The organism is Enterobacter cloacae complex sp. IR5384 (assembly GCF_049237265.1).
Taxonomy (GTDB): Bacteria; Pseudomonadota; Gammaproteobacteria; order Enterobacterales; family Enterobacteriaceae; genus Enterobacter; species Enterobacter cloacae.
Genome location: NZ_JBMKHJ010000016.1, coordinates 65013 through 86047 on the forward strand (window position 1 = coordinate 65013; position 21035 = coordinate 86047).

Genomic DNA, 21035 nt, shown 5'->3' on the forward strand with positions numbered 1-21035 from the left:
CACCCTAAAGGGGAGAAATCCCTTCATGGGATTTCTCCTTTTGGAGTCCCCATGAAACAAAAATTTAGGGCTACTGCAATAAGTAGTAATCAACTTAGTTTTTTTTCTATATTCGATATAGATGAAGATGAAATAACGCAAATAGTTGATTCACCCAAAGAGCATTTAAATGATGCATACACGTCCGGATTAAACTTTAAATCAGATGAAAGTAACATTTCTGAGATAAATTATGATTCTGAAAGGCGTGAAAATCACCTTTATGAAAAATCCAAATTACTTAAAAATCAGATTTTGCATACAATTAATTTTGCAGCAGAAACAGATTATCTATATTCGGTTGAAGAATATAACCCAGATTTGGGTGGTCTGGTAATAGAATGGACCCCTGAGGATGTGTATGTTGTTTTTCTATCCGCTATGGAAGAGTCTTTGGAAATCATTAAAGAACTAGTGTTGAGGAGAAAGTTATTCTTCAAAGATGACAATGGTAATATCACAGTGAATCCACTTTTAGAAGCTGAAACACGGTGGTATATGTCAAAATCATTTGAATACACTTGTTTATCTCATGGACTTGATGCATGTGAATTTAGAGCGGAATTAAAATCATGGCTCTATTATCATTCGCATCGTTCGATTAGTGAAAACACGAAATTAGCTGAATGCAGGAATGATGATGAAATCATTTTGCATGATTGCAATGACGATATGGGCTGGGACATCTTCTTTGATCAGGATTATTTAATGTCAGAAAAAAAACTGGCTGTTAAATGGACTGACAGGGAAATTATGGATGTTTACATAAAAGCTTTTAAATCCACATTAGAGTTGTTTGACGAGCTTGTTTCATGTGATCTGTTAACTAAACGAAACGCTTTTGGCAAGTTAGAAATAAATCCAATATTCGAAAATCATTTTGAATGGATCATGTCTGAAGCTTTTGAAATAGTGGGAAATCATCTTGGTTATAATGTGCCTCAAATCAGGAAACTGATGGCAACTATTTGCCAAATGAATCTCAAATAAAATGCCACTGGCAAACATCTGCCAGAGGGCGGTGTTTGCATTTTACCGGAGTTAAAAATGTCTAATGCCGCTATGAAGTTAAATGAAACATCTTCTGATGCTTATGAAAAATTAGAAGCTCTTCTTTCCCCGGATGTTATAAAGTTAAAACATTATGTGGATAAAGGTGAGTATCTTTTAGTTCTAGCAAAGGACCTTTTTGGTATTCCAGAAATGGATCCAAAGATGGCTGTGCCTGTTTTCAAAACTAAAACCTCGTATCGAGCTCCGCTGAACAAAGACTACATACCAAATCCCCGAATACTTGAACAAGTGGTTAAACTGCTTATCAGTCCGGATATAGATTTAAGTGTGTGTCTTAAAGGTGAGTCCGGTTCTGGCAAGACTGAAATGGTAATGTACATTAGCCACATGATGAATTGGCCGCTGACAATTAAGCAGATCAACAGCAATATTCGAGTTGATGAGCTTGAAGGTGAGCGCAGTCTTAATGGTGGTAATACAGGTTTTGTACACAGCGATTTGGTAACGGGATTTCGTAATGGTCACCTCATTCTTCTGGATGAAGTGGACAAAATCGATCCTGATACGGCAGCAAAACTTCACATGCCCATTGAACGTAAGCCCTGGTCACTCAGTGCTAATGGTGGTGAGGTTATAACTGCTAATGGCTACACGCGATTTATTGGTACTGCAAACACAAACATGAGTGGAGGCGCTCGCCGGTTCGTTTCTTCTCAACGTCAAGATGCAGCTTTTATAAAGCGGTTCTTGATAGTTGAAATGGAGAAGCCCGACAAAGTTGCTTTAACCAATGTGCTTACTAAACGATATAGCTCTTTGCCTTTTCAGGTCATTGAGAAGTTCGTAAGAGTAGCGATTGCAGTAAATGACTCTGGTACAGAAGACAGTGTGATGGATATTCGTCAATTAGTAGCTTGGGTTGGCACGTCGATGACGTTAAAAACCTTTAGTCTTCTTGACACTTTCAAAATAGCTTTTGCTTCTGCTTTACCTTTACATGTGGTCGATCTTGTTCTTCAAGCTATAGATCTTTCTCTTGGCGAAGACAAGGATAAATCGCTGGAGTATTTCACAGCAAAAAAGTCGAGTTAGATGGGATTTGTTATGAAACCTCTGATATTTGTATCTCAGAGTTATCCCATCTTGAATTTAGTGCGTTTTTAAGTACGGATGGTGCTGCTACCATTGCTATAGCAAAAAACGGAACTAATTTTACTGGACTTATGCAACTGAATAACGACTATTCTTTATTGTTTTATCATGATGGTAAAATAAATATGGAAGGTCTAATTAAAGAAATGGAATTAAAAGGTTATATGTATCAGGGAGCAATGGGCAATGATGATGTTGCCGCTGAGTTTCCCGGTATTCTTTTAATTGCACCAGAGAAGCTTTAATATCAACCCTATCGGGAAATCTTTCCCGTTGGGGAGGGTTTCCCCTTTTTTTTGGAGAAACCCATGACTTTAAATACTTCAATGCTTAACAAAGTATCTGCAAAACAAATCTCTGAGAATTTTGCAAAATCATATCCAGATTTACTGGAAGGTGCAGTTATAACAAAAATTGAAATAAGTGGCTGTCAAGGATCGCGTCGAACCGATAAAATCGATTTGTCTTATGATGGAGATGATATTACGGATCAAAAAAGCGTATCTAAAAGCGAAGTACGTTGGATTGACATAAAAGCCCTTAGCTTCAAAAGTACGATTACCAGCAGAATATCAACCCTTTGCTCACGCTTGTGCATCCGCTATAGCAATATGTGGATTTTACCAGTTTCCAGTATGGAAGAGTTTCTGGAAGGGGCCCAAGAGATTGAACGAGAGTTTCAGGCAGGTATTCAAAACGTTGTAGACAATTATGAGATGCATATTGAGGCTGAAAAAAATAGAAGCCCAAGAATGTCTTCTTTGATTGATCAGTTGAAATTAACTAAAGATGATTTCATAAAATCCTTTAGATTTAATATTGCTCACTTTATTCCTTTTACGCCTATTAGCGTTGAAGGTGATGAAACCCAGGACTACTATCAGGAACAATTGATAACAGATCTGGCAGAAGAAGCAATGAGGGTTTATGAAAAAATTAGTAAAAATAATAATTTGCGCTCAAGTACTATTGACCGACTGAAGCAAATGCAAAATAAGATCATTAGCTTCATGTTTATACATAAAGAGGCGGCAGTACTTGCAGAAGCTATAAAACACATAATGAATAATTTACCTAAAGGTGCCATTTCTGAACCTCGCGACGTTGCGGTGTTACAGCAGTGGTTTTATTTCATGAGTGATGCTTCAATGTTAAAGCGTATTATTTCAGGAGAGCAAAAGGTTACTGACTGGTTGGAATCTATTACCAGATCATTTAATCAAAGCTCACAAACAGAACCGAACGCGCTACAGAACACAGGTATTGAAGCTATTTTAGATTCAACAAATGTGTTTCAGGTTGAACCTGTCGTAGAGAACGATATAAAAAACAGCACGTTTTCAAACACTGATTCTGTAGCTGAACCTGAGAAATCAGTTTCGCAACAGGAAGACAATGCTGAAAATGGTTTTGATATCGAGCTCAAAGGCTGGTAACTGTTTGCTTTATTAAAAACCCCAGATGGGTACTTCACCATCTGGGTGAGTACCCCTTTTTTATAAAGAGGTATTCTATGAAATTAGATCTTAAATCATCGCCGCGCCATATTAAGCGTTTACAGAATATAGCAAAAGTCATTAGCGGCTTAGGCGATGTAAGAGTTGTAATAGACGACAATACCAAAGGACCGTATTTTGATCCTGTCAATAAAGTTTGTGTTTTACCAAACGGCGATTATAGCGATGATGACTTTGTCAGTCTGATTGAAGGTTTTACCTGTCATGAAGCTGGTCATGGTCGCTATACCGTCAGTGAGGTTTACAGTGACGCCTTTAATAGTGTTCTCATGTCATCTGAAGGGTTTACACGCTTCGATGACGGAATGAATGCAGAGTTTGAGAGCCTCGCTGAGAAACGTAAAGCTTATAGCAGGGCAAAACGTCTTACCGGGCTTATAAATCTGTTCGATGATGTACAGATGGAAGAGAAGGTTGGTAACGATTATCCGGATGCAAAGCGGCGGCTTGCAGCCACTTACGCACTGATGGTTAAAGCCGGAAGGATGACTCCTGATATATCTTCTCGTCCGGAAAATCCTGTCCTATTTATTGAGTGGTATCTGCTTAACTCATTGCGAGTAAAAGTCCTTCAGCAGGTAGGTCACAAAGAAACCCTCGATCCGTTTTTTGACTATGCCCAAAAGATACTTTCTCCAGTAATTTCTGATGTTGAGGAAATTTTTCATGATGCTCTTGGTTGTGAAAATACTCAGGGCTGTGAATCCCTTGCTCGTAAGACCCTGGCTCTTTTAGAGAGACTGCGGGATGAGGCAAAGGAACAACAGCAGCAGACAGAGCAGGAGGAGCAGGAGGCATATGATGAATCCGAGACCGATACCGATACCGATACCGAATCAGAAGATAAATCGCTTACGTCGACTGATAGTCGTGAGGATGATTCTGAGGACGATAGTGAAGGTCAGGCAGATACTTCCGATAACGCTGATCTTGCTCAAGAGGGATGTTCTGAGCCTTCAGAACTTGCTGAAGATAACGAGGGAAATAATGAACCCACCGGTGGCAATCCCACGGGTGATAACATTATTGAAGACGATACTGATGCGATTAACCCTTCCGAGAGTGAATCAGATGAAGCCAGTTCGACTAACGTTGAAGATGAAAGTAACTTTTCATCGGCTCAATGGGAGATACTGGCAGATTTGTTGGATGCCTTTCTTAGCAGTGATGAGGATAGCGAAGATTATCACGATGCTTTGGCTAAAGAGATTGAAGGTATTGCATCAAAAGTATCCGATGACGTGAAAGCCGAATTCGGTGCTTCTGAATGGGATATCCCTGATCTCCTTATCGATTTGAATGTTTACAATGAGGCTTTGTCTCTGAGTCATTCAATCGGTAGCGACTTGTCTGTTTTACAGCAGGTTAAAATGCGTGGCCGAAACAAAACTCATGAGCGTGGAATTACCTTCGATGGAAATCGATTAATTCTGTCACAAATGGGAGTTCGTGATGTCTTCAGAGCTCAAAGCGAATCTAAAAATAGAGGGCATGTTGGCCTCGTATTAGTTCGTGATATTTCAGCGTCAATGGCTAATGATGAAAGATATATTCATGCCATTAAGTCAGATCTTGCTTTATCGATGGCCGCTGAAAGTTTGTCAAAAATGCATGTCTCCAATATAGTTTTTCCCTTCAAGGAAAGTGAATTTGAGATTATCAAAACGTTTGATCAAAGCGTTGAGGAATCTCTATCGAAATTCACTCTTGGATGTAAGGGTTATTATACCCCTACGGGATCTGCTTTAATGGCAGCTGTTGATCTGTTACTTGACAGCCAATTCGATAGGAAAATAATTTTTCTTATAACTGATGGTTATCCGAATAAATCGGAATTTACTATCGTCGAAGTTATGGAAAAGGCTAAATGTAATGGAATAGAAATCGTTGGTGTTGGTATTAAGACTGATGAAATAATTGGTTTTGAAACGGACACTTTCGTAACAGTTGATGATACTTCTTTATTGTCTATTGAAGTCAGTAAGCTAGTTCATCAAATACTTTCTTAATAAACTCTACCCAATCGGGGCAAAAAGGCCCCGGTGGGTCTTTTTGCTCCATGAAGGAATAAGGAGCAAAATATGACTCAGATAAAAACTTACCGTGTAGAACATGAAAAAGTCGGTGCGATGCATAAAGTCCGTATTTTCGGACGTGTTGGTGAAGTTATAAGCAATGATAGCCCTCAGGAAAGAATCTTCCGCGAAGTCACTATAGCGGAGGGTAATAGCCAGCAGGCTGCGTTACTTGTAGATAACTACATACAGCGTCTTGAGAATAATGGCTTCACGACTGAAGCATAAATGTTGAGGGCCCCCGGGCCCTCTTTCTTAAATTCTGCGTTGTGGGTTTCTCCCTGTCTTCTGCACCGCAGAAGGCATTGAGAAACTCACAATGCCAGATAAGAGAGATCATCATGACTTATGCATCCCCGGCTCTTCGTCGTAAACCACAGGAAGTATCTGAACACTTTATTAAACTCGTTCATGCTCGAATTGCTGAAGTGTCTGGCTGGAAGTATATATTCGAAAGAATACCTGCTTTCAAAGACGCTTGTGCAAAAGCCCCGAGCCAGGTTCCTTGCCCGTTTACTGGCGCAGGGAAATCGAAGTTTCGTTTCCGGCAAAAAGACCTTTATACCGGATGTGCGATCCATAATGACTTTCCGGTAAATGAGTTTTGCGACGGAATTGATGTTCTGGCGAAATATTATGAATTAAGTAAAACGCAGACTTGCAAAAAGATTCTCTCAGATTTTTTCGGGATGGATCTGCATGCTCCGTTAACTGACGCCGACATTGAAAATGAACGACGCTATAAATCAGCAGTTCGTGCCACAGAAACTCTTGACCGAGAGGAAGTGGCAAAGCGAATGCGAAAACTTGATGTGATGTATCACTATACCGGTGAAATAAAGCCTAATACTCCTGTTGCTTTGTACCTCCGTAATCGTGGGATCTCCCGCTTACTGAGTCACTTACCAAAGGATTTAGGCTTTAATAACCGGATCTACTATTGGGATAAAGATAAGCAGAAATCGATTATCTATCCGGGAATGATTGCAATCTATCGTGACACCCGAGGTCGGCCTCTGACTATCCATAGAACATACGTAGACAAAAACGGTGATAAGGCACCTGTAGAAAATCCAAAGCTGATGATGAAGCCTCCTGCCGATATGACAGGTGGCTCAATTCAGTTGTTTGACCCTCACTATGATTCAGGTAGTTCGACCTGGACACTGGGAGTGGCTGAAGGGATCGAGAATGCGCTTTCTGTTGTAGAAGCGACTTCAACACCATGCTGGGCAGCCAGCTCCGCATGGTGCCTTGAAAACGTTACTGTTCCTGATTTTTTACTGCCTCCGCCGGATGTAAAATATATAAACTTTTATATCTGGGCGGATAAGGATATTGCTAACTCACAAGGCACTCGTGCCGGTATCGAAGCTGCTCAGCGACTTCAAAGCCGCATGGTTGAGTTTTTGGCTAAACGATATCCCGCATCAAAGCTGACAATTGAAGTCTTCGAACCAGCACAAGATATTCCTGATGGGAAAAAGGGTATCGACTGGAACGATGTTCTCCAGTTAACAGGGCAGGATGGATTCCCGATTCACTGGGCTCCTGAATGTCTTAATCAGCTGTAACAACGATAACTCCCCCGCATTTTGCGGGGGGGGTTATCTTATCAATATTATTTTTTAAATTGTATTGATAAGATAACCGCTTTCCTTCGTGATAATTACCTGCCTTTAAGGTCTTTTCACGGCTGAGATGCTTGCTCAGTTAAATAAATGTGCGGTACTACTGGCTATGGTCGGTTGTATGACATGGTTATTCCATAAACTATTAAAACCCATAACGGGAGTATTACCGTTATGGTGATGCTCGTCGTTTTACATCGGAGAGCATTTTAATGAATTTTCAAACTAACGAAGTTTTTAATAAATTTGCTGCTGTTATAAAATCGCGCATCGTCAATGAACCATCGTCATGCTATTTGCTGCATGATAATGAGATAGATATAACGATTTTGAAACATGGCATATTAGAAAATGACAGAAACCTGTTGTACGTAGTTCGTCCTTCAGGAACGTGTTTGTTGCGTTGTGACAAATATTTCTATCCGAAATATTATCTTCGTTGCCGTGGAGATTATAAGTCATTCATATATGTCCATCTTGATCTACATAGTGGTGAAGCTAAAGAAATCACATGGGAGCAAGCAGACGATATGCTGTCTAGTCCAGGAAAACCCCCATTAAAAGGAAATCTTGGACGATTTGAGTATATAAAAGTTGTGGTTGAGGACCTTCGTATTCGAGGTTACGCTGATTATCTTCCTGCGTATAATCTTGATGACCTTCGCCGTTTTGCCTTACAGGACGACCGCCCATCCCTTGTCAGATACATTGACAATGTAATGGCAACGGTCTGATTGGTTGCTAATTGATTTACATATTTTCCCTGATGGCCAACCTGCATCAGGGAGGCCTCAATAACGACTGGAGGCTGTATGAAGTTAGCTACGGACCTGGTAAAAGCTATTTTGATTAGAAATGGTGTTGAACCAGTAAATATAAGCGAATCATCTAAATTATCTTTGAAACAACCACTGACAGAACTTAAATTCAGTTTATATTTGCGAACTGAGCATTTATCTCACTTCCTACCCGGTTATGTTTATTCTATAAAAGAAAGTCCACTGTCATATGACATCGGGATCGAAATTCAGAAAATCTTCGAAAGTTTACATTTGTTAAACGAAGAATTTGAATCCCTCGGTTTTGTTTCTGTATGGATAGAAATGCATCAAAGCATTTTTGAACAAAGTCGGTTTAAGAAAAGTAACTTTACTTTTCGGGAGGAAGAGGTCGAGCTTGCTAAAGGGCTTGTTTGTTCTCACAATTCACAAATAAGTAATGCGGCTTATTTCTGGCTTCAGCACTTTGAGGAGTTTATGATTTATGTTCGTAATAAGCTTATCGACCTCTTTCGAGAGGCCTATGACCTGATCCTTGGAATGCAGCAAGTATTTTTCATTCGGGAAAAGGAAGAGCTGTTGAAAACTATAAGTTATGGGGATGACCTGTATGAGGTGAAATTAATGGCGGCTGAGCTTTACTCTATCGAACAGAACTTAAAGTGTTCTGAATCGATAAGTACAAAATCTCAAGCTTCGGCATATATTAACCGCATCCGTGAGTTTGTGCGTTCGGGGTGGAGGCAGGGCTATATAGTCTGCCATCATAAGCGAAGTAATCAAATCTCATCATTGTCATTACCGATGTACTTGAAAGATACGTCAGGCCGAAGTGCTCGAAAGCGAGTAAAACGTCTTATATCTTCTACAGTTTGTGGTAGAAATAAAGATTTAGGTCTTACAGATTTTTAATTAAATTATACCCATGTGGGGATCACACCCCATATGGGAGTGATCCCTTTTTTATTGAGAGAGGATCACATGAAAATTATCGAAAAAATCATTAATGCCTTTTTGGTTGTTCAACATAAAAAAATACAGGTTAAAAACATTACATTTTTAGACAATGGGCAGGGCATGTTCTCTGGTATGTCTTTTGATGCTGATGTTTCACTGGAGTTTATGTATGAATCAGCAAAAGCATATAGTTCTTGTTTCTGTGATATTCCCTTTCCAGGTTTTGAAGATGCAAATCTGGAGGAAATTACGAAATTTCAATTAGATGCTTTGAAGCAAAGAAAGAATCATTCTTTCATTGTTAACCATTTGAGGTTTCCTATAGTTTTAAGGGAAGGGTGCAAAATCGAAAGAGGAGAAGTCTATTCAATTTCGAATTGCACTTATAATAAAGAAAGATTGCAGTATCTTTTTTCTCAGGATATTTACGGTAAGTTGTATAATTCCTTAGAGAAAGAATTAAGCTCGTTTTTCTCATTTATCAATGTTGAGGTGCACGAGTTGTTAAAAGATGCTGTATGCTTTGCATTAAAAATCCTGAATAAGATATCTTTGGATACACCTGAAAGACTTATTAAAGCTTTTAATTATCGTGACTGGTATTGTAGTTACGATGTTGAGCTTTTTAGGAAAGGCTTACCTGGTCATATTCTGGAAGAGCTCATTGCTCCAGATATCTTACTTTCAGACCTTAACGGTTGTAGAAAAATACTTAGAAATGCAAAACGATTTCTAAATGGACATACAAAAACCAATTGTGTTTATATTAAATATGAATGGTGGTTGGGGCCTGTGGATACCTCACACTCAGCTAAGTTGATGTCTGACAAAGAAATTAACAACCGAAGTGACTTGAAGAATTTTTCAAAGGTCTTTTTCAAAGAGTGTTTAAGTTCTGGTAAGTCGGAATATGAAAACCATCTTAGTGAAAAAGAACATGCGCTTCGCTACAATTATTAATTAAAATTATTTTCTCCCATAGGGATTTCTCCCTTTGGGAGAAATCCCTCTATTAAGAGGGTATTTAAATGAATGCGATACAAAAGTTAGTTGAATCTATTCTTGTTAAAATGGGTTTTGTTGGCGCTGTAGTGGAAAATATATATTTGGATTCAAAACCATTTCGGCATATTCGATTTGTGGCTGATATTCCAGTAATATCTTTTCTACCTCATTTGGTGAAATATCTTAAGGGCGCAGACCATCTTTACTGTGGTAACGATGATTTGCATCCTCTTTTCATTTATTTTTCCGAAGCGGCTACATTAAAAGCAGGCCCTGTAAATCTCGCGAACTTTCGTTTTGAAGTTTCTATAGCTTCAACTCATTTACGACTGGTCTCAGAGCAGCCTGATTTGCTTATCAAAGGATTTAACCGGGATAATCTAGAATACGTTTATTACCGCTCAGATTTGGCCTCTAAGGATCTTATACTAGGCCTTGTTGAACACGGTTCTCCTTTCATAAAACATCTACATGGACTTATACAAAAGCGAATTTTAAACGAGTTCTCTCTGATTTTTTCTGTTCTTGAAAAGATTTTAGAAAGCGCGAAGCCACAAATTCTTGCTTGCTTCCATAGTGTTGATTATGAAATGAACGTAAAAATAATAGCCGAAGCTATACCTGAAACTGTATCTAATCAGATAGTCACATCTGATTATATAGTTAATTCTATATCAGATGCGGACAAGTTTATAAATCATGTTCGTCGCTATTTAGCAGGCAGGGTAATGAAGAGGCGGATATACGCTGAATTAGATGTTTGTGAAGAAACATCAAATATTTCACTAGTGAACTTAGGATGCTTTACGTCTCCTCTGCTCGTTACGGAATATCAAATGTTTAAGCCACACTCTTCAGGGTTATATCGAAAAGCTATAAACAACTCCTTAAAACAGTTCAAACCAGAAATGCATGTACCTTCTGAAGAACTCTTTTATAATTAATCTAACCCATCCGGGAACTTGCTTCCCGGTGGGAAGCACTTCCTTTTTAGTCATGAGGTAGTGTAAATGTTTAAAGAATCTGACCACGTGGAATTTGTTAGTGCCTTTCTTTATCAAAATTTAGGCCTTAATGTTCCCGCTGACGATATAACCGTTCAATTATCTGATACTTCGTTCGACAAAGTAACCTTTGATTACGATGTAGATATCGATAATTTAAATTGTATGTTGGATCTCTACATATCTGAACTAATAAAGCACAACGCATCTTACTCCGATTCTATTCTTTTGAAACAAAAAATAATTTATTTTCTTGGAGTATTTAAGAATTTCGGATTTTTTACGTTTGATATTCGCGGATATAGTAATACTTTAAGCCCAGTTAAAGTTATTGATATTGTTTCAATGATTATTAATGACTGTGAAGAGTTATCTAAAGCTAATTCTTCTACTGATGCTATAAGAAATCTTTATCTCGATAAAATGAAGGTGGATGGGAAAGTGTTAGTTGCGAAATTTGCACTTAAACAGTTTTTTCATTCCGACTTTGGTGACTTTATCTCATTTGTCGAGAAAAGAATTACAGATTGTCTTAATGAAACTTTAAGGATTATCAAAGCTGTTGAACATGGCTTTGTACGTGTTGGGCAGCATAAGATTAATCGCCGTATTAATGATGACTTAAAGTTATGCATTGATTTCAATACTGATGATTATCCGGCAAATATGCCAGATATATATATTAAGTTTAACGATACATTTGATGGGAACGGGGCGTTATATTGTGACAATGATGCCCTCATATCCCTCTATACCGATGTTGCTTCAATTATCAATGTGCCGGTGATGATGGAAGTAAGATTGATCAATAAAAGAGGGCGTGTTGTCTGTGATTCTTCGCATTCAACTTACGTATCTCTCGAAAGTAATGACCGATACAGAGTAACTGATCGCACATTACTAATAACTGAAGCTTTTGACGATTTTCGTAACGCGTCTCAATGATCCTTTTGCTTCAGTCCAAAAAAGTAACTTTGGTTGGCTGAAGACACTTGTCTATGACAATGTAAAATCTGTCGCTGGCATCTTCTTTTAGCTTAACCAAACTTTTATCTAACCCAGTGGGGAAGTCGCTTCCCTTCTGGGGCACTTCCTCTCAAATTTGAGGTAGTGTATATGACACATTCATCTGATGATAAAAACTATGTCCGAGCAGTTCTGAGCTATCTTGGCATAGATTTTGATGAGGCGGATATAGTATTAAGTGTTTGCCATTGTCAAAGTGACGAGCTTTCTTTTACCTGTAATATCAAAGCTATTGAACTCAAGAATGCTGTTGATTTATATGTCGATAGTATCTCTGAGAATGAAATAGAAGCTTTAAACAGAGAATCTTTAAAATCTCGACTCTGTTACTTTCTTGAGGTGTTTGACGCAGTCTCTGGTCAGTACCTTGAGATTTCAGGAAAACACTTTGCAACTAGCCGTTTTGAATATGATGATGTTTGTAGTGAAGTTCTTAGCATGTCTAATGATGTTTCTCAGTCGAAAGGTTATGACCGGGATGAATATAACAGACTGATGCAGGTTGATGGTCAGGTTATGATTGCCCGTTTTGCTTTGCAACAGTTCTGGGATACTCATTTTATTGGACTAATAACATTTGTATCTGAGTCTATAACATCGAGCCTCTATAAAGCTTATGAAACTTTTAGTGATATAAGTTTGGCTTGCTATAAACTGAGTGAATATTCTTATTCACGCTCTATCAACAGTGAATTGACCCTTAATATTTCACTTAAAGAAAATGACTTCTGTGAGGACCTATCTGATTGCTATATGGAAGATGAGGCTTTACCTTCTGGTAGGGTAATTTCTCGACGCAACAATGACTCCATAATAAGTATTTATGAGAGCTATGCTGCGGCTTCTTATATTCCGATGATTGCATCTTTGGAAGTCGTTGATGAATACGGCGAAGTGGTTACTGACCTCTGCCATACCGTTTATGTTTCAGAGTTAACCGGTGGGCGGATTAAAATCCACGACCGTAATGACTTAGTATCTGAAGTTTTCGATAACCTAAGAAATTTAAATCTTGCAGTTGGAGATTCAGTTTCACAAGCTGCTTGATTCTTTCCCTGATTTTGATTTTTTCTCACATACTCTTATGGCACGGTTTCCGTGCCTTTTTTTTGCCTCGCTTACAAGCGTCTACTCCTCTTCTACCTATCCCACCTTACATCACCACTTAAAATCTATCTTTCTAATTCCATTATCCTTTTCGTAGCCTCTAATGCTCTGGTATGAACATACTCTTTAAACTCAAAAAAGTGCTATTAACGAAAAAAAATCCCTAAAGAGATTTGTATACTGTTCTCAACCAAGGAGAGCTCATGAATGAACTAAAATCCAAAAACGAGAACAGTACCAAAAGCAACTTTCCCCCGGTTGATAATCAGTTTTGCTTTTACCATGTTGATTTCAGCATAGAACGACTACTTTCAACGGCCGAGGATCTCCAGCTTGAGTACATCTTCCAGAAACCTGGAAGTGAAGTAAGAAAGGATTTGGTTGAGCGATTCGAACGTGGAGAGCGCTTTGTTACAGCTTCACACTGTGACAATTTCTGTGAAATCCTTGGTTGTCAAGGCCATCAGGAAAATGCATAAACCCATAAACCTACATTTCCACTTTTAAGGATGTTCACTAAAGAATGATTGGAGAAAGTATTTTTGACTGGGTAATTTACGGAATATCCATTTTGATATTTGCCTCAGCACTAATTGAAGGAAAGACAACTCGCTACCCAGCACTTTTTTTCTATGGGAGTTTAATTTTAATGTTAATCCTGATAGTTGCTGGAGGCCTTAACTGGTGGTTCTACAGGTCAAAATATGGCGCAGTAATCGTTATCTTCACAGTGGTCTCTTTACTGATGACTCGATTCCGCCTGGTCATATATAAATTAAGATTAAGAAAGTTAGTTTCAGAAATCAGATTTCGTATAAAAACGGGTTTTCGTATAATTCTTGTTTTGTCGGATAATGAGGATGAGCGTAATGTTCTGCTGTCTATGCTTAGCAACGTATTGCCAGAGCAAACGCTTATTCACACGCGTGATGCTCTCGGACCTCATTCAGAGCCTATCCTAAAAGCTCTTGAGCTACATCATCAACAGGGAACAGGTTACATACTCGTCTGTGAACAACAAATCTCAGCGCGTACGTGGTTGAGTATCGTAGAAAATGGGAAACCTGATACATCTATAGCTGTTAATTTTCATTCGATCCCAGAAATGGAGTGATTTTTCAATGAGTAGAACCGTTTCACAAAGTGTCACAGAAGATTGTCTTTTTGATACCCGCACACAAGTCAGATTACAACTAAGTCGAAGCGTTCATAAAACGCTGGCATCTGCTAAAGAAATTTTACAGGGAAGGGGGGTTGATTCGGTCTCTATTGAAGATCTTGTGCGAGCCTGTCTTGAAGAGAACCAGCCAATTGATCTAGCCTCACTTTACCTTGAAAATCTCTTAAAACAGAAAGGTACCAGCATTTGCGATTTTTAGTGTTTTCAAACCTATTAGATAAAATGCCGGTTGTGTTTATATAACATCAATAATTTCATGCAACAGGTAAAACATGAGTACTCAAAAGCAACTTTCCAGAACTACCGGCACTGAACGTATGTTTAAGGAAGAGCTGGCGTTATCCTTAATTTGTTGGGTTTTCACCAGTCCTTTTACCAACTGGACCGATAAAGTCTTCAGTGGTATTGAAGTTCCGTCTGAAGGACCGTCATCATTACGGGGTGAGACAGAAAAATTCTTTCGTTTTGTCGTTAATGAAGAAGGCTACGACGCAGGAAGGGCTGCTATTGGTCTTGACCTATGTTGTTTTTCACTTCCGTTGTGTTTGTTCCCGGACGCTGCCCTGTCTGAGGAAGAGGTTATGAGTAAGTTAACCGGAGAAGTTATCCATGGAATTCTTCTTTCCTTACCTGAGTTTATTGATATGCCAGAAGTGCTCGCTTACCAGGTCAGGGATGAAATTCTTGCTTTTAACACTCGCTGTGGAGACGGGATCTTTCATGGTTGGAACACGGCTTCAGAATTGTGGAAGTTTGAAATCTTTCCCCGCACCACCATCATGATGCAGCATACTTCGGCAATACATTAAAATTAGGCGGGGCAGAATGCATAAAAAACTTTTTCTTCTCGAATGGAAACCCTGTCAGAGCCGCGTATGGGCCGGTTGGATGGCCCTGTGGTTGACTATCAGTTTTCTGATGTTATCTGCCTTGCTTATGACAGATCATCTCCTGAACAAAGTCATCCTGCCGCCAACATGGTTGTTGATCTGGTTTTCGCCAATGCTGGGGTTTTTGATAAAAGTTCGCGTCGTCGAAACTCAACATTTCCTGGAGCATGACCTCTGTGTTGCAGGTTTCTCTTTTTACCGCTGGAAGAGGTTAGTTTCTCCCGGGCTTTGGTCAGTTGACTGTATAAATGGTCGTTTTCGCCTCAATCGGATCACCCAGGTGGGTAAGACTATCCACTATCCATGGCGTCTCCATTATCATCCTTTGTTCATGAGCCCTATCGAACATAAATCGCATGCTGTGAAAGCTGTTTCAAAATGACTTCTTTAGAGGTTTACATGACATTTATGTTCTGCAAGGTCAGCCTGGGCAGCAAAATTGATTGGAAATAACATGAGCCTGGAGAAACGTATGAGTTATGACGATTTGCCCTATTTTCGTGACCAGATTCTGGAACGCATCGACTCGCTCAAGTGTTTTCTTTCGAACACCCCCCCGATGATGGCAAACCTGATGACTGTCTCCACCGTATCTAGAACAGAAGAGCGCTTGAAGCAGGTTAAACCCATCAGGGTTAGTATTAAAGACGATGCTTCGGTTGAGGAAATTATTCAGGCACTTACTGACATCTGTGTGGATGACATAGAGTCATTAAGTCATGATTCCACCAAAGTAACCACTAAATACCCGGGTCTAATCATTGTCCCCGAAAGAGCAGATCTTCTCGAAAGCTTGATCACTTCTATAAACGAAGCAAAAAATGATTTTGCTGCGGCAATGAGGCGTATCGATAATAAAAAGAATGTCCGTTTTGATAAAGTGCACAAGAAGCTCCCGGGCCTTGTCGCTATGCACTCAACAAGAAATATCCTTTTCATCAAGTCCCAGCTTAAAAAAGTTACTTTTTCATGGCGGCTAAACCGAAACCAGGAAGTTAAAACAGCAGAGCAACTTGTGAGTTTGTTGGAGCGCAGGAGAGCCTCAGAAGTAAAAAATGTAGCAACTACCAATTTGAATGTCGTGTCTAATATCGATAAGGCTTTACACCGTCTTGAATTTCACCCACTGAAGCAGGGCGAATCTTATCGCCTTTGTCGAACTAACTCTTTCCCTGTTCCGATTGCTCACATTTTTGCATTTAGGCCTGAAGGGCAGGAACGAAACGGGAATAAATATGCTGAGACTGATTATTCAGTAGTAAAAGCATCCTTGCCCATTTTCGCAGCAGGCAACATACCTCAATTAAAAACGCTCTCTGACTGGGCTCCTGAAAACAGCCAGGGTCCGTCCAACCAACGGAAGCTGAGCCTGAAATATACAGAACTCGTGCCGGGGGCTGAGCTGGGCATTTTCATTGTCAGCCCCGAAAATTAAGGAACAACAATGCAATGGATTTCCACAGCCAGCCAGAAAATCGATGAGCGTCTCTATCGTGTCTGCGTCTGGGTAAAAAAATATCACGCTGATGCGATTAACCGCGTTGTGCTAACCGTTGATCTAAGTAAAGCCCGACATGACCCTGACGAGGACCAGGTAAGAGCAGAGCTGCTGTGCGGCCATTATTTTTTGCTTCGTAAGGAAAACGCTTCGAACTCTGCGCCTGACGATCAAAAGTTTGCTTTCCTGCCTGACGGGCGCAATCTGTGTTGGCAGACCGCAACCCCGGTGCTTCAGCATCTCCTACTCAATAAAAACGTTCCTGAGTCGCTGAGGTTGCTTACGGACTACATACATATGCGTCTGGCCAGGCTGACAATGGTACCTATGTCCGGAACCATCATGAACGAGGCTCTGCTGGACAGCATCAGCTGGGTTAAGGTGGATTTGACCTACTTCTGGCAGTACGAACAGCTCAGCTCTCATCTGGGACCCATCCAGATAACCCACAAGGCACTTGTACGCTTCGGGCACCTGGCAAAGAATGATGAAAACTCCAGTGCCATAAGAATTCTGCGTCAGCGTCTGTCTTCAGAATTCTTACAAGAATTTCAGATGGCTGAGGATGAGCTAAAGCGCAAACAGTCGTTGATGGGCACCATGGACGTGAAAATGCTGTTTCATGCTCATTACCCCAGCCAGAAGATGCTGGTGGCTCGATATAAAAATGGTTGGGTAATGGTGGATTGTTTTCTGTTTCACCATACCAAACCTAAGAAAAAAGCAAAAAACAAAACTACTGTGGCTAAGCCTCAACTTAAACAGACTAAAAGAGAAGGGAGTGAAAATGGAACTGGGCATTATGGTGTGCATCGTGTTGTTACTCTCAGTGGCGGCGGCGTGGATCAGTAATAAGACAGTTGATTTGCTCGAAAGATTCTATTTCAAGCGTCCGCTGAGCATGGAGTACGCGGCATGGCTACGTGTAATGTGTGCAGGCTTGTTATTAGTTTTTATTCAGGTTGCTCCCCAATTTACACTCCTGTATACCCTTAAACTTGTCACGCTTATTAATCTTGGAATCCAGACAATGAAATTAAATGGCGTGTACAAATATAAAAGGACGGGAATTTTGCCTCCGGGAGGGGCACTCTCTAATCTCACCAGACTTAACCCGTTCAAGAAAAAATAAAGTTATGCGCCCGTGAGGGCGCTATTCATCAAAGGCATTTCGCATAAGCTTGATCATGGCTTTTTTACCAGCTTCAATATTGCGAATGTAGCGCATAACCATTTCTTCATTCGACCAGTTCCCCATTTCCATAATCTGTGGTAGCGAGTAACCTTCAATATCCAGCTGTATCGCACCGCCTACACGAACGCTGTGCCCTGTCCAGTAACGGGTTTTAGTCTCATTTGGATAAAGCTCATTCCACATTTCTTTAAATGCCCGTAAAAGGGAATTTTTGCTGAGCATACCGGCATCGTCCACAGTGTCTTCCTCATCTTCATCGTTCAGAAGACTTTGTTTAGCACGGTAGGGCAGGTTATGCCGTTTAAGAAGCTCAGATAGCTCATTCCCTTTACTCCGAAGCTTCCAGCCGGGTGGCATATAGCCTGTATCATGGAAATTTACGGCCTGGAAAAGGTATTCATCCGGATGACTGTGCTGATCCATTTTCACAAGGTTCATCAATCTCAAGAGGCAGTTAGTTAACTGACGTGTCAGCCGGTAGGTAAGAAGTGTACTGATGTTCGTTTTTGTACGGTATACCGTCAGGTTAAATTCACCGGTCATACTATCCAGAGACAGATCTTTCAGACGTATACGGCGAATTTCGGATGAACGGAGCAGTGTTTCAAAGCCTGTCCAGATCAGGCACAGGTCACGAAGCTTACGAACTGAGTTTGTAGTACTGCGTAACTTTATCAGAGCCTTGAGATCGCCAATAAGAAAGGGAGTTGCCTGTTTAGTCGTCTTTCGCTTCCGGGCTTCCGATTGTTTTAAGGCTTCCAGCATGTACCATGCTTCAGACGTAATAATCCCGGGCAGGTTAAGCCCTTTTTTATGGATACTGTTTAAGGCCTGAAGACAGCTGTTTATGCTGCTTCGTGACAATTTGCCTTCAAGATGCCCCATAAACGCCAGCAGAGCTTCCTCAGACACGGGGAGCGAACTTACTGGCCAGTCTGTATGCAACCGGGCATTCGCCTGATACCATTCGTTCCATACTCGTAGCCAGTGCAGATAGGTTTTAGCTGTGTTGTATCTCAGATGGGAAAAGTAACGGATCAAGCGTGAAAGCTGTTTATCATGGTTGCCGAACGTTTCCAGCTGCTGATGCAATTCGCTTTCCGAAAACTGTCTGATCACTGATTGATTCTTCATCCTGCTCACCGGGATACACTGGTTTTATTTACAGTCATTTTAGCACTCATGTACCTGGTTATGAACAGGGTGGAAACAACGAAAAAGGTTGTGAAATCGTTAGGCTTAAGTGAAAAATGATATTAAGATTATCCCTGGCCAGTTGAGGCCTGTCTAAAGAAGGTTGATTATGTCTGACACAAAGCAGTCTTATTTAATGAAATTCCGTAAGTGTAGTTCGTTCGAAACGCTCGAAAAAGTATTTGAAAGGTTATGTGAAAAAAACTCGGGTGTCGCCTCTCTTGAAATTTCTGGTGCTTATGATCATCGTAAAGCTGAACTGACAATGAAAAAGTTATATGACAAAGTTCCTGCGAGTGTGTGGACCTTTGTTCGCGAGTAATTATTGATATTGGCACAACAAAAAGACTGTGTCTGGATTTGAAAATAGTTTATGCCCCTTTCGGGGCTAAAGGCACTGTAATAGCCTGTCTTTTTAACTTTCTTATTAAGTTCGGAGAAAGACTTTAATCATAAGCCAAGCCCACTGCTAAATACATCCGATATTCTCCTTAATTTTAGAAGTTGTGATAAAAGTTACTTTACCTAAACTTCTCTCTCCATATTTGTAAGGCTCTCATTTGATTCTTGTCAAACATTAATCTGGAAAACTAAAAAATCATTTCTTTTAATTCGTTTTACAGAAATCCTCCTCCGTTATTTCGGATATAGTTTGAATAATTATCAAAAACGGGGTGCAGCCATGCGTAAGAGTTACACATTTGGTATTCCATTTGGACTCCAGAGAGAATCAGGACTCTTTTTAGATATTACAGAGGTCAGCCGGGGTATCGACTGTAACTGCATCTGCCCCGCTTGCAAAACTGATCTGTTAGCAAAGCAGGGGGAGGTCAAGCTTTGGCATTTCTCACACAGTACTGCTGTAGCCGGTGACTGTGATGGTCTGATGGAAGCCATCCGGGGAAAAATTATTGAAGTCATCAACGAGCACCAGGTTCTTGGTTTCCCAAATCTTCTCGCTGGCGACGATGGTGGGCCGGTTTCACTGAATGAGGTTATTGGAAGCGGCAGTATGTTCGGAGGCACAGCTGATCTGTTCGTAAAGGTTAATGATTTATGTGTGGCCGTCTTTCTGGACAGGGATCGTAGCATTTCTGCGAAGTTAACCTTTGACCACCTTCATCCTTCCGAAAGAGTTGCCGCATTGCGTATCGATCTTCCAGATATTGAATATGAAATCAGTCAGGTGCAGCTCGGGCGACGTAAAACAACATACAGTGAGTGCATTGAAAGCCTGATCATTGATGAGACCAGTTCCCGGGAATGGCTATATCATCCATTAATGCATGAACTTGAATCTGAACCTCTTCAGGAGTATCGGGGACGGGAGCCTTCAGAGGAAGGGCCTCTTCTTCAGCGCCTTGCTGACTGTAAGATGAAATTGCCTGATATCCTTCCGGGCAGTCATAACGCGTTAGTCAGGTTACAGCAGGATACGATTGTATGTCTGTGTCGGTTAACGGTTCGGGCTTATGACATCGCTCAGACCGATGAATTTCCTTTGTTCCTTCGCTATTTCAGGTTGCACTGCCTGGAAAACAGCGAACATGTCAGTTACGAAAGACTGATCTGCTGGCAGGAAATGATTTCAAAAACCCAGGAAGGCCAGTCCTTGACACAAAACGAACTTGAATATCTTCATGAGATTGTCCGCATCGCCTTATACAATCACCGGCTTAACAATGTCAGTATTTCAGATGTTAAAAACCATGACACAGGAAAGGAGAGCGGCAGGGTAGAGCCACAAAACTATTCACTCTTATAAATAAATT

Annotated in this window: 23 protein-coding genes; 22 read left to right on the forward strand and 1 reads right to left on the reverse strand. The window is 40.4% G+C overall.

Features of this window, described 5'->3' with window-relative positions:
- Positions 1-51 precede the first annotated feature (51 nt).
- The 20 genes from ACOTX3_RS14610 (at position 52) to ACOTX3_RS14705 (ending at position 17726) form a co-directional block, all read left to right on the forward strand.
- Positions 52-1029, forward strand: a complete 978-nt coding sequence (locus ACOTX3_RS14610; RefSeq protein WP_000810361.1) for a hypothetical protein — start codon at positions 52-54, stop codon at positions 1027-1029.
- 57 nt (positions 1030-1086) lie between these two features.
- The gene (locus ACOTX3_RS14615; protein ID WP_000063335.1) at positions 1087-2145 is read left to right on the forward strand and encodes an ATP-binding protein; all 1059 of its coding nucleotides are present in this window, start codon (positions 1087-1089) and stop codon (positions 2143-2145) included.
- 131 nt (positions 2146-2276) lie between these two features.
- The gene (locus ACOTX3_RS14620; RefSeq protein WP_001176645.1) at positions 2277-2450 is read left to right on the forward strand and encodes a hypothetical protein; all 174 of its coding nucleotides are present in this window, start codon (positions 2277-2279) and stop codon (positions 2448-2450) included.
- Positions 2451-2513: 63 nt separating this feature from the next.
- The gene (locus ACOTX3_RS14625; RefSeq protein WP_000174396.1) at positions 2514-3641 is read left to right on the forward strand and encodes a DUF3150 domain-containing protein; all 1128 of its coding nucleotides are present in this window, start codon (positions 2514-2516) and stop codon (positions 3639-3641) included.
- A 77-nt stretch (positions 3642-3718) separates the two neighbouring features.
- Positions 3719-5731, forward strand: coding sequence for a VWA domain-containing protein (locus tag ACOTX3_RS14630; RefSeq protein ID WP_021242948.1), 2013 nt, complete (start codon positions 3719-3721; stop codon positions 5729-5731).
- 72 nt (positions 5732-5803) lie between these two features.
- Entirely contained in the window at positions 5804-6025 is a 222-nt protein-coding gene (locus ACOTX3_RS14635) for a hypothetical protein (protein WP_000192120.1), read from the forward strand.
- A 113-nt stretch (positions 6026-6138) separates the two neighbouring features.
- Entirely contained in the window at positions 6139-7371 is a 1233-nt protein-coding gene (locus ACOTX3_RS14640) for a DUF7146 domain-containing protein (RefSeq protein ID WP_000220379.1), read from the forward strand.
- Between the two features lie 269 nt (positions 7372-7640).
- Positions 7641-8162 (forward strand): hypothetical protein, encoded by a 522-nt coding sequence (locus ACOTX3_RS14645; RefSeq protein ID WP_001011130.1) that lies wholly within the window; start codon positions 7641-7643, stop codon positions 8160-8162.
- Between the two features lie 78 nt (positions 8163-8240).
- Positions 8241-9119, forward strand: a complete 879-nt coding sequence (locus tag ACOTX3_RS14650; RefSeq protein WP_421631630.1) for a hypothetical protein — start codon at positions 8241-8243, stop codon at positions 9117-9119.
- Between the two features lie 69 nt (positions 9120-9188).
- A complete protein-coding gene (locus ACOTX3_RS14655) occupies positions 9189-10124 on the forward strand; it encodes a hypothetical protein (RefSeq protein ID WP_000691119.1) in 936 nt (311 codons plus the stop codon).
- A gap of 68 nt (positions 10125-10192) precedes the next feature.
- Positions 10193-11113 carry a hypothetical protein gene (locus ACOTX3_RS14660; protein WP_000991697.1) on the forward strand — a complete coding sequence of 307 codons (921 nt, stop codon included), beginning with the start codon at positions 10193-10195 and terminating at the stop codon, positions 11111-11113.
- 66 nt (positions 11114-11179) lie between these two features.
- Positions 11180-12118, forward strand: a complete 939-nt coding sequence (locus tag ACOTX3_RS14665; protein WP_000472041.1) for a hypothetical protein — start codon at positions 11180-11182, stop codon at positions 12116-12118.
- A gap of 171 nt (positions 12119-12289) precedes the next feature.
- Positions 12290-13246, forward strand: a complete 957-nt coding sequence (locus ACOTX3_RS14670; protein ID WP_000149830.1) for a hypothetical protein — start codon at positions 12290-12292, stop codon at positions 13244-13246.
- Positions 13247-13509: 263 nt separating this feature from the next.
- Complete coding sequence (locus ACOTX3_RS14675; protein WP_001004201.1) at positions 13510-13785, forward strand: hypothetical protein; 276 nt, start codon at positions 13510-13512, stop codon at positions 13783-13785.
- A gap of 44 nt (positions 13786-13829) precedes the next feature.
- Entirely contained in the window at positions 13830-14420 is a 591-nt protein-coding gene (locus ACOTX3_RS14680; RefSeq protein WP_000578891.1) for a hypothetical protein, read from the forward strand.
- 7 nt (positions 14421-14427) lie between these two features.
- Positions 14428-14685, forward strand: coding sequence for a hypothetical protein (locus tag ACOTX3_RS14685; RefSeq protein ID WP_001371933.1), 258 nt, complete (start codon positions 14428-14430; stop codon positions 14683-14685).
- A gap of 73 nt (positions 14686-14758) precedes the next feature.
- Entirely contained in the window at positions 14759-15295 is a 537-nt protein-coding gene (locus tag ACOTX3_RS14690) for a hypothetical protein (protein WP_000107167.1), read from the forward strand.
- A 16-nt stretch (positions 15296-15311) separates the two neighbouring features.
- The gene (locus ACOTX3_RS14695) at positions 15312-15758 is read left to right on the forward strand and encodes a hypothetical protein (RefSeq protein WP_000549069.1); all 447 of its coding nucleotides are present in this window, start codon (positions 15312-15314) and stop codon (positions 15756-15758) included.
- A gap of 90 nt (positions 15759-15848) precedes the next feature.
- The gene (locus ACOTX3_RS14700) at positions 15849-16811 is read left to right on the forward strand and encodes a DNA replication terminus site-binding protein (protein WP_000119428.1); all 963 of its coding nucleotides are present in this window, start codon (positions 15849-15851) and stop codon (positions 16809-16811) included.
- A 9-nt stretch (positions 16812-16820) separates the two neighbouring features.
- Entirely contained in the window at positions 16821-17726 is a 906-nt protein-coding gene (locus ACOTX3_RS14705) for a hypothetical protein (protein ID WP_001198595.1), read from the forward strand.
- Between the two features lie 301 nt (positions 17727-18027).
- Here ACOTX3_RS14705 and ACOTX3_RS14710 read toward each other — a convergent pair whose 3' ends face one another.
- On the reverse strand, positions 18028-19203 hold the full coding sequence (locus ACOTX3_RS14710; RefSeq protein WP_000795949.1) for a tyrosine-type recombinase/integrase: 1176 nt from the start codon (positions 19201-19203) through the stop codon (positions 18028-18030).
- A gap of 169 nt (positions 19204-19372) precedes the next feature.
- Between ACOTX3_RS14710 and ACOTX3_RS14715 the strand changes: the two genes are divergently transcribed.
- Both ACOTX3_RS14715 and ACOTX3_RS14720 read left to right on the forward strand, forming a co-directional pair.
- Entirely contained in the window at positions 19373-19585 is a 213-nt protein-coding gene (locus ACOTX3_RS14715) for an Hha/YmoA family nucleoid-associated regulatory protein (protein WP_001285422.1), read from the forward strand.
- A 360-nt stretch (positions 19586-19945) separates the two neighbouring features.
- Positions 19946-21028 carry a hypothetical protein gene (locus ACOTX3_RS14720; protein ID WP_001232447.1) on the forward strand — a complete coding sequence of 361 codons (1083 nt, stop codon included), beginning with the start codon at positions 19946-19948 and terminating at the stop codon, positions 21026-21028.
- The last annotated feature ends 7 nt before the right edge of the window (positions 21029-21035 follow it).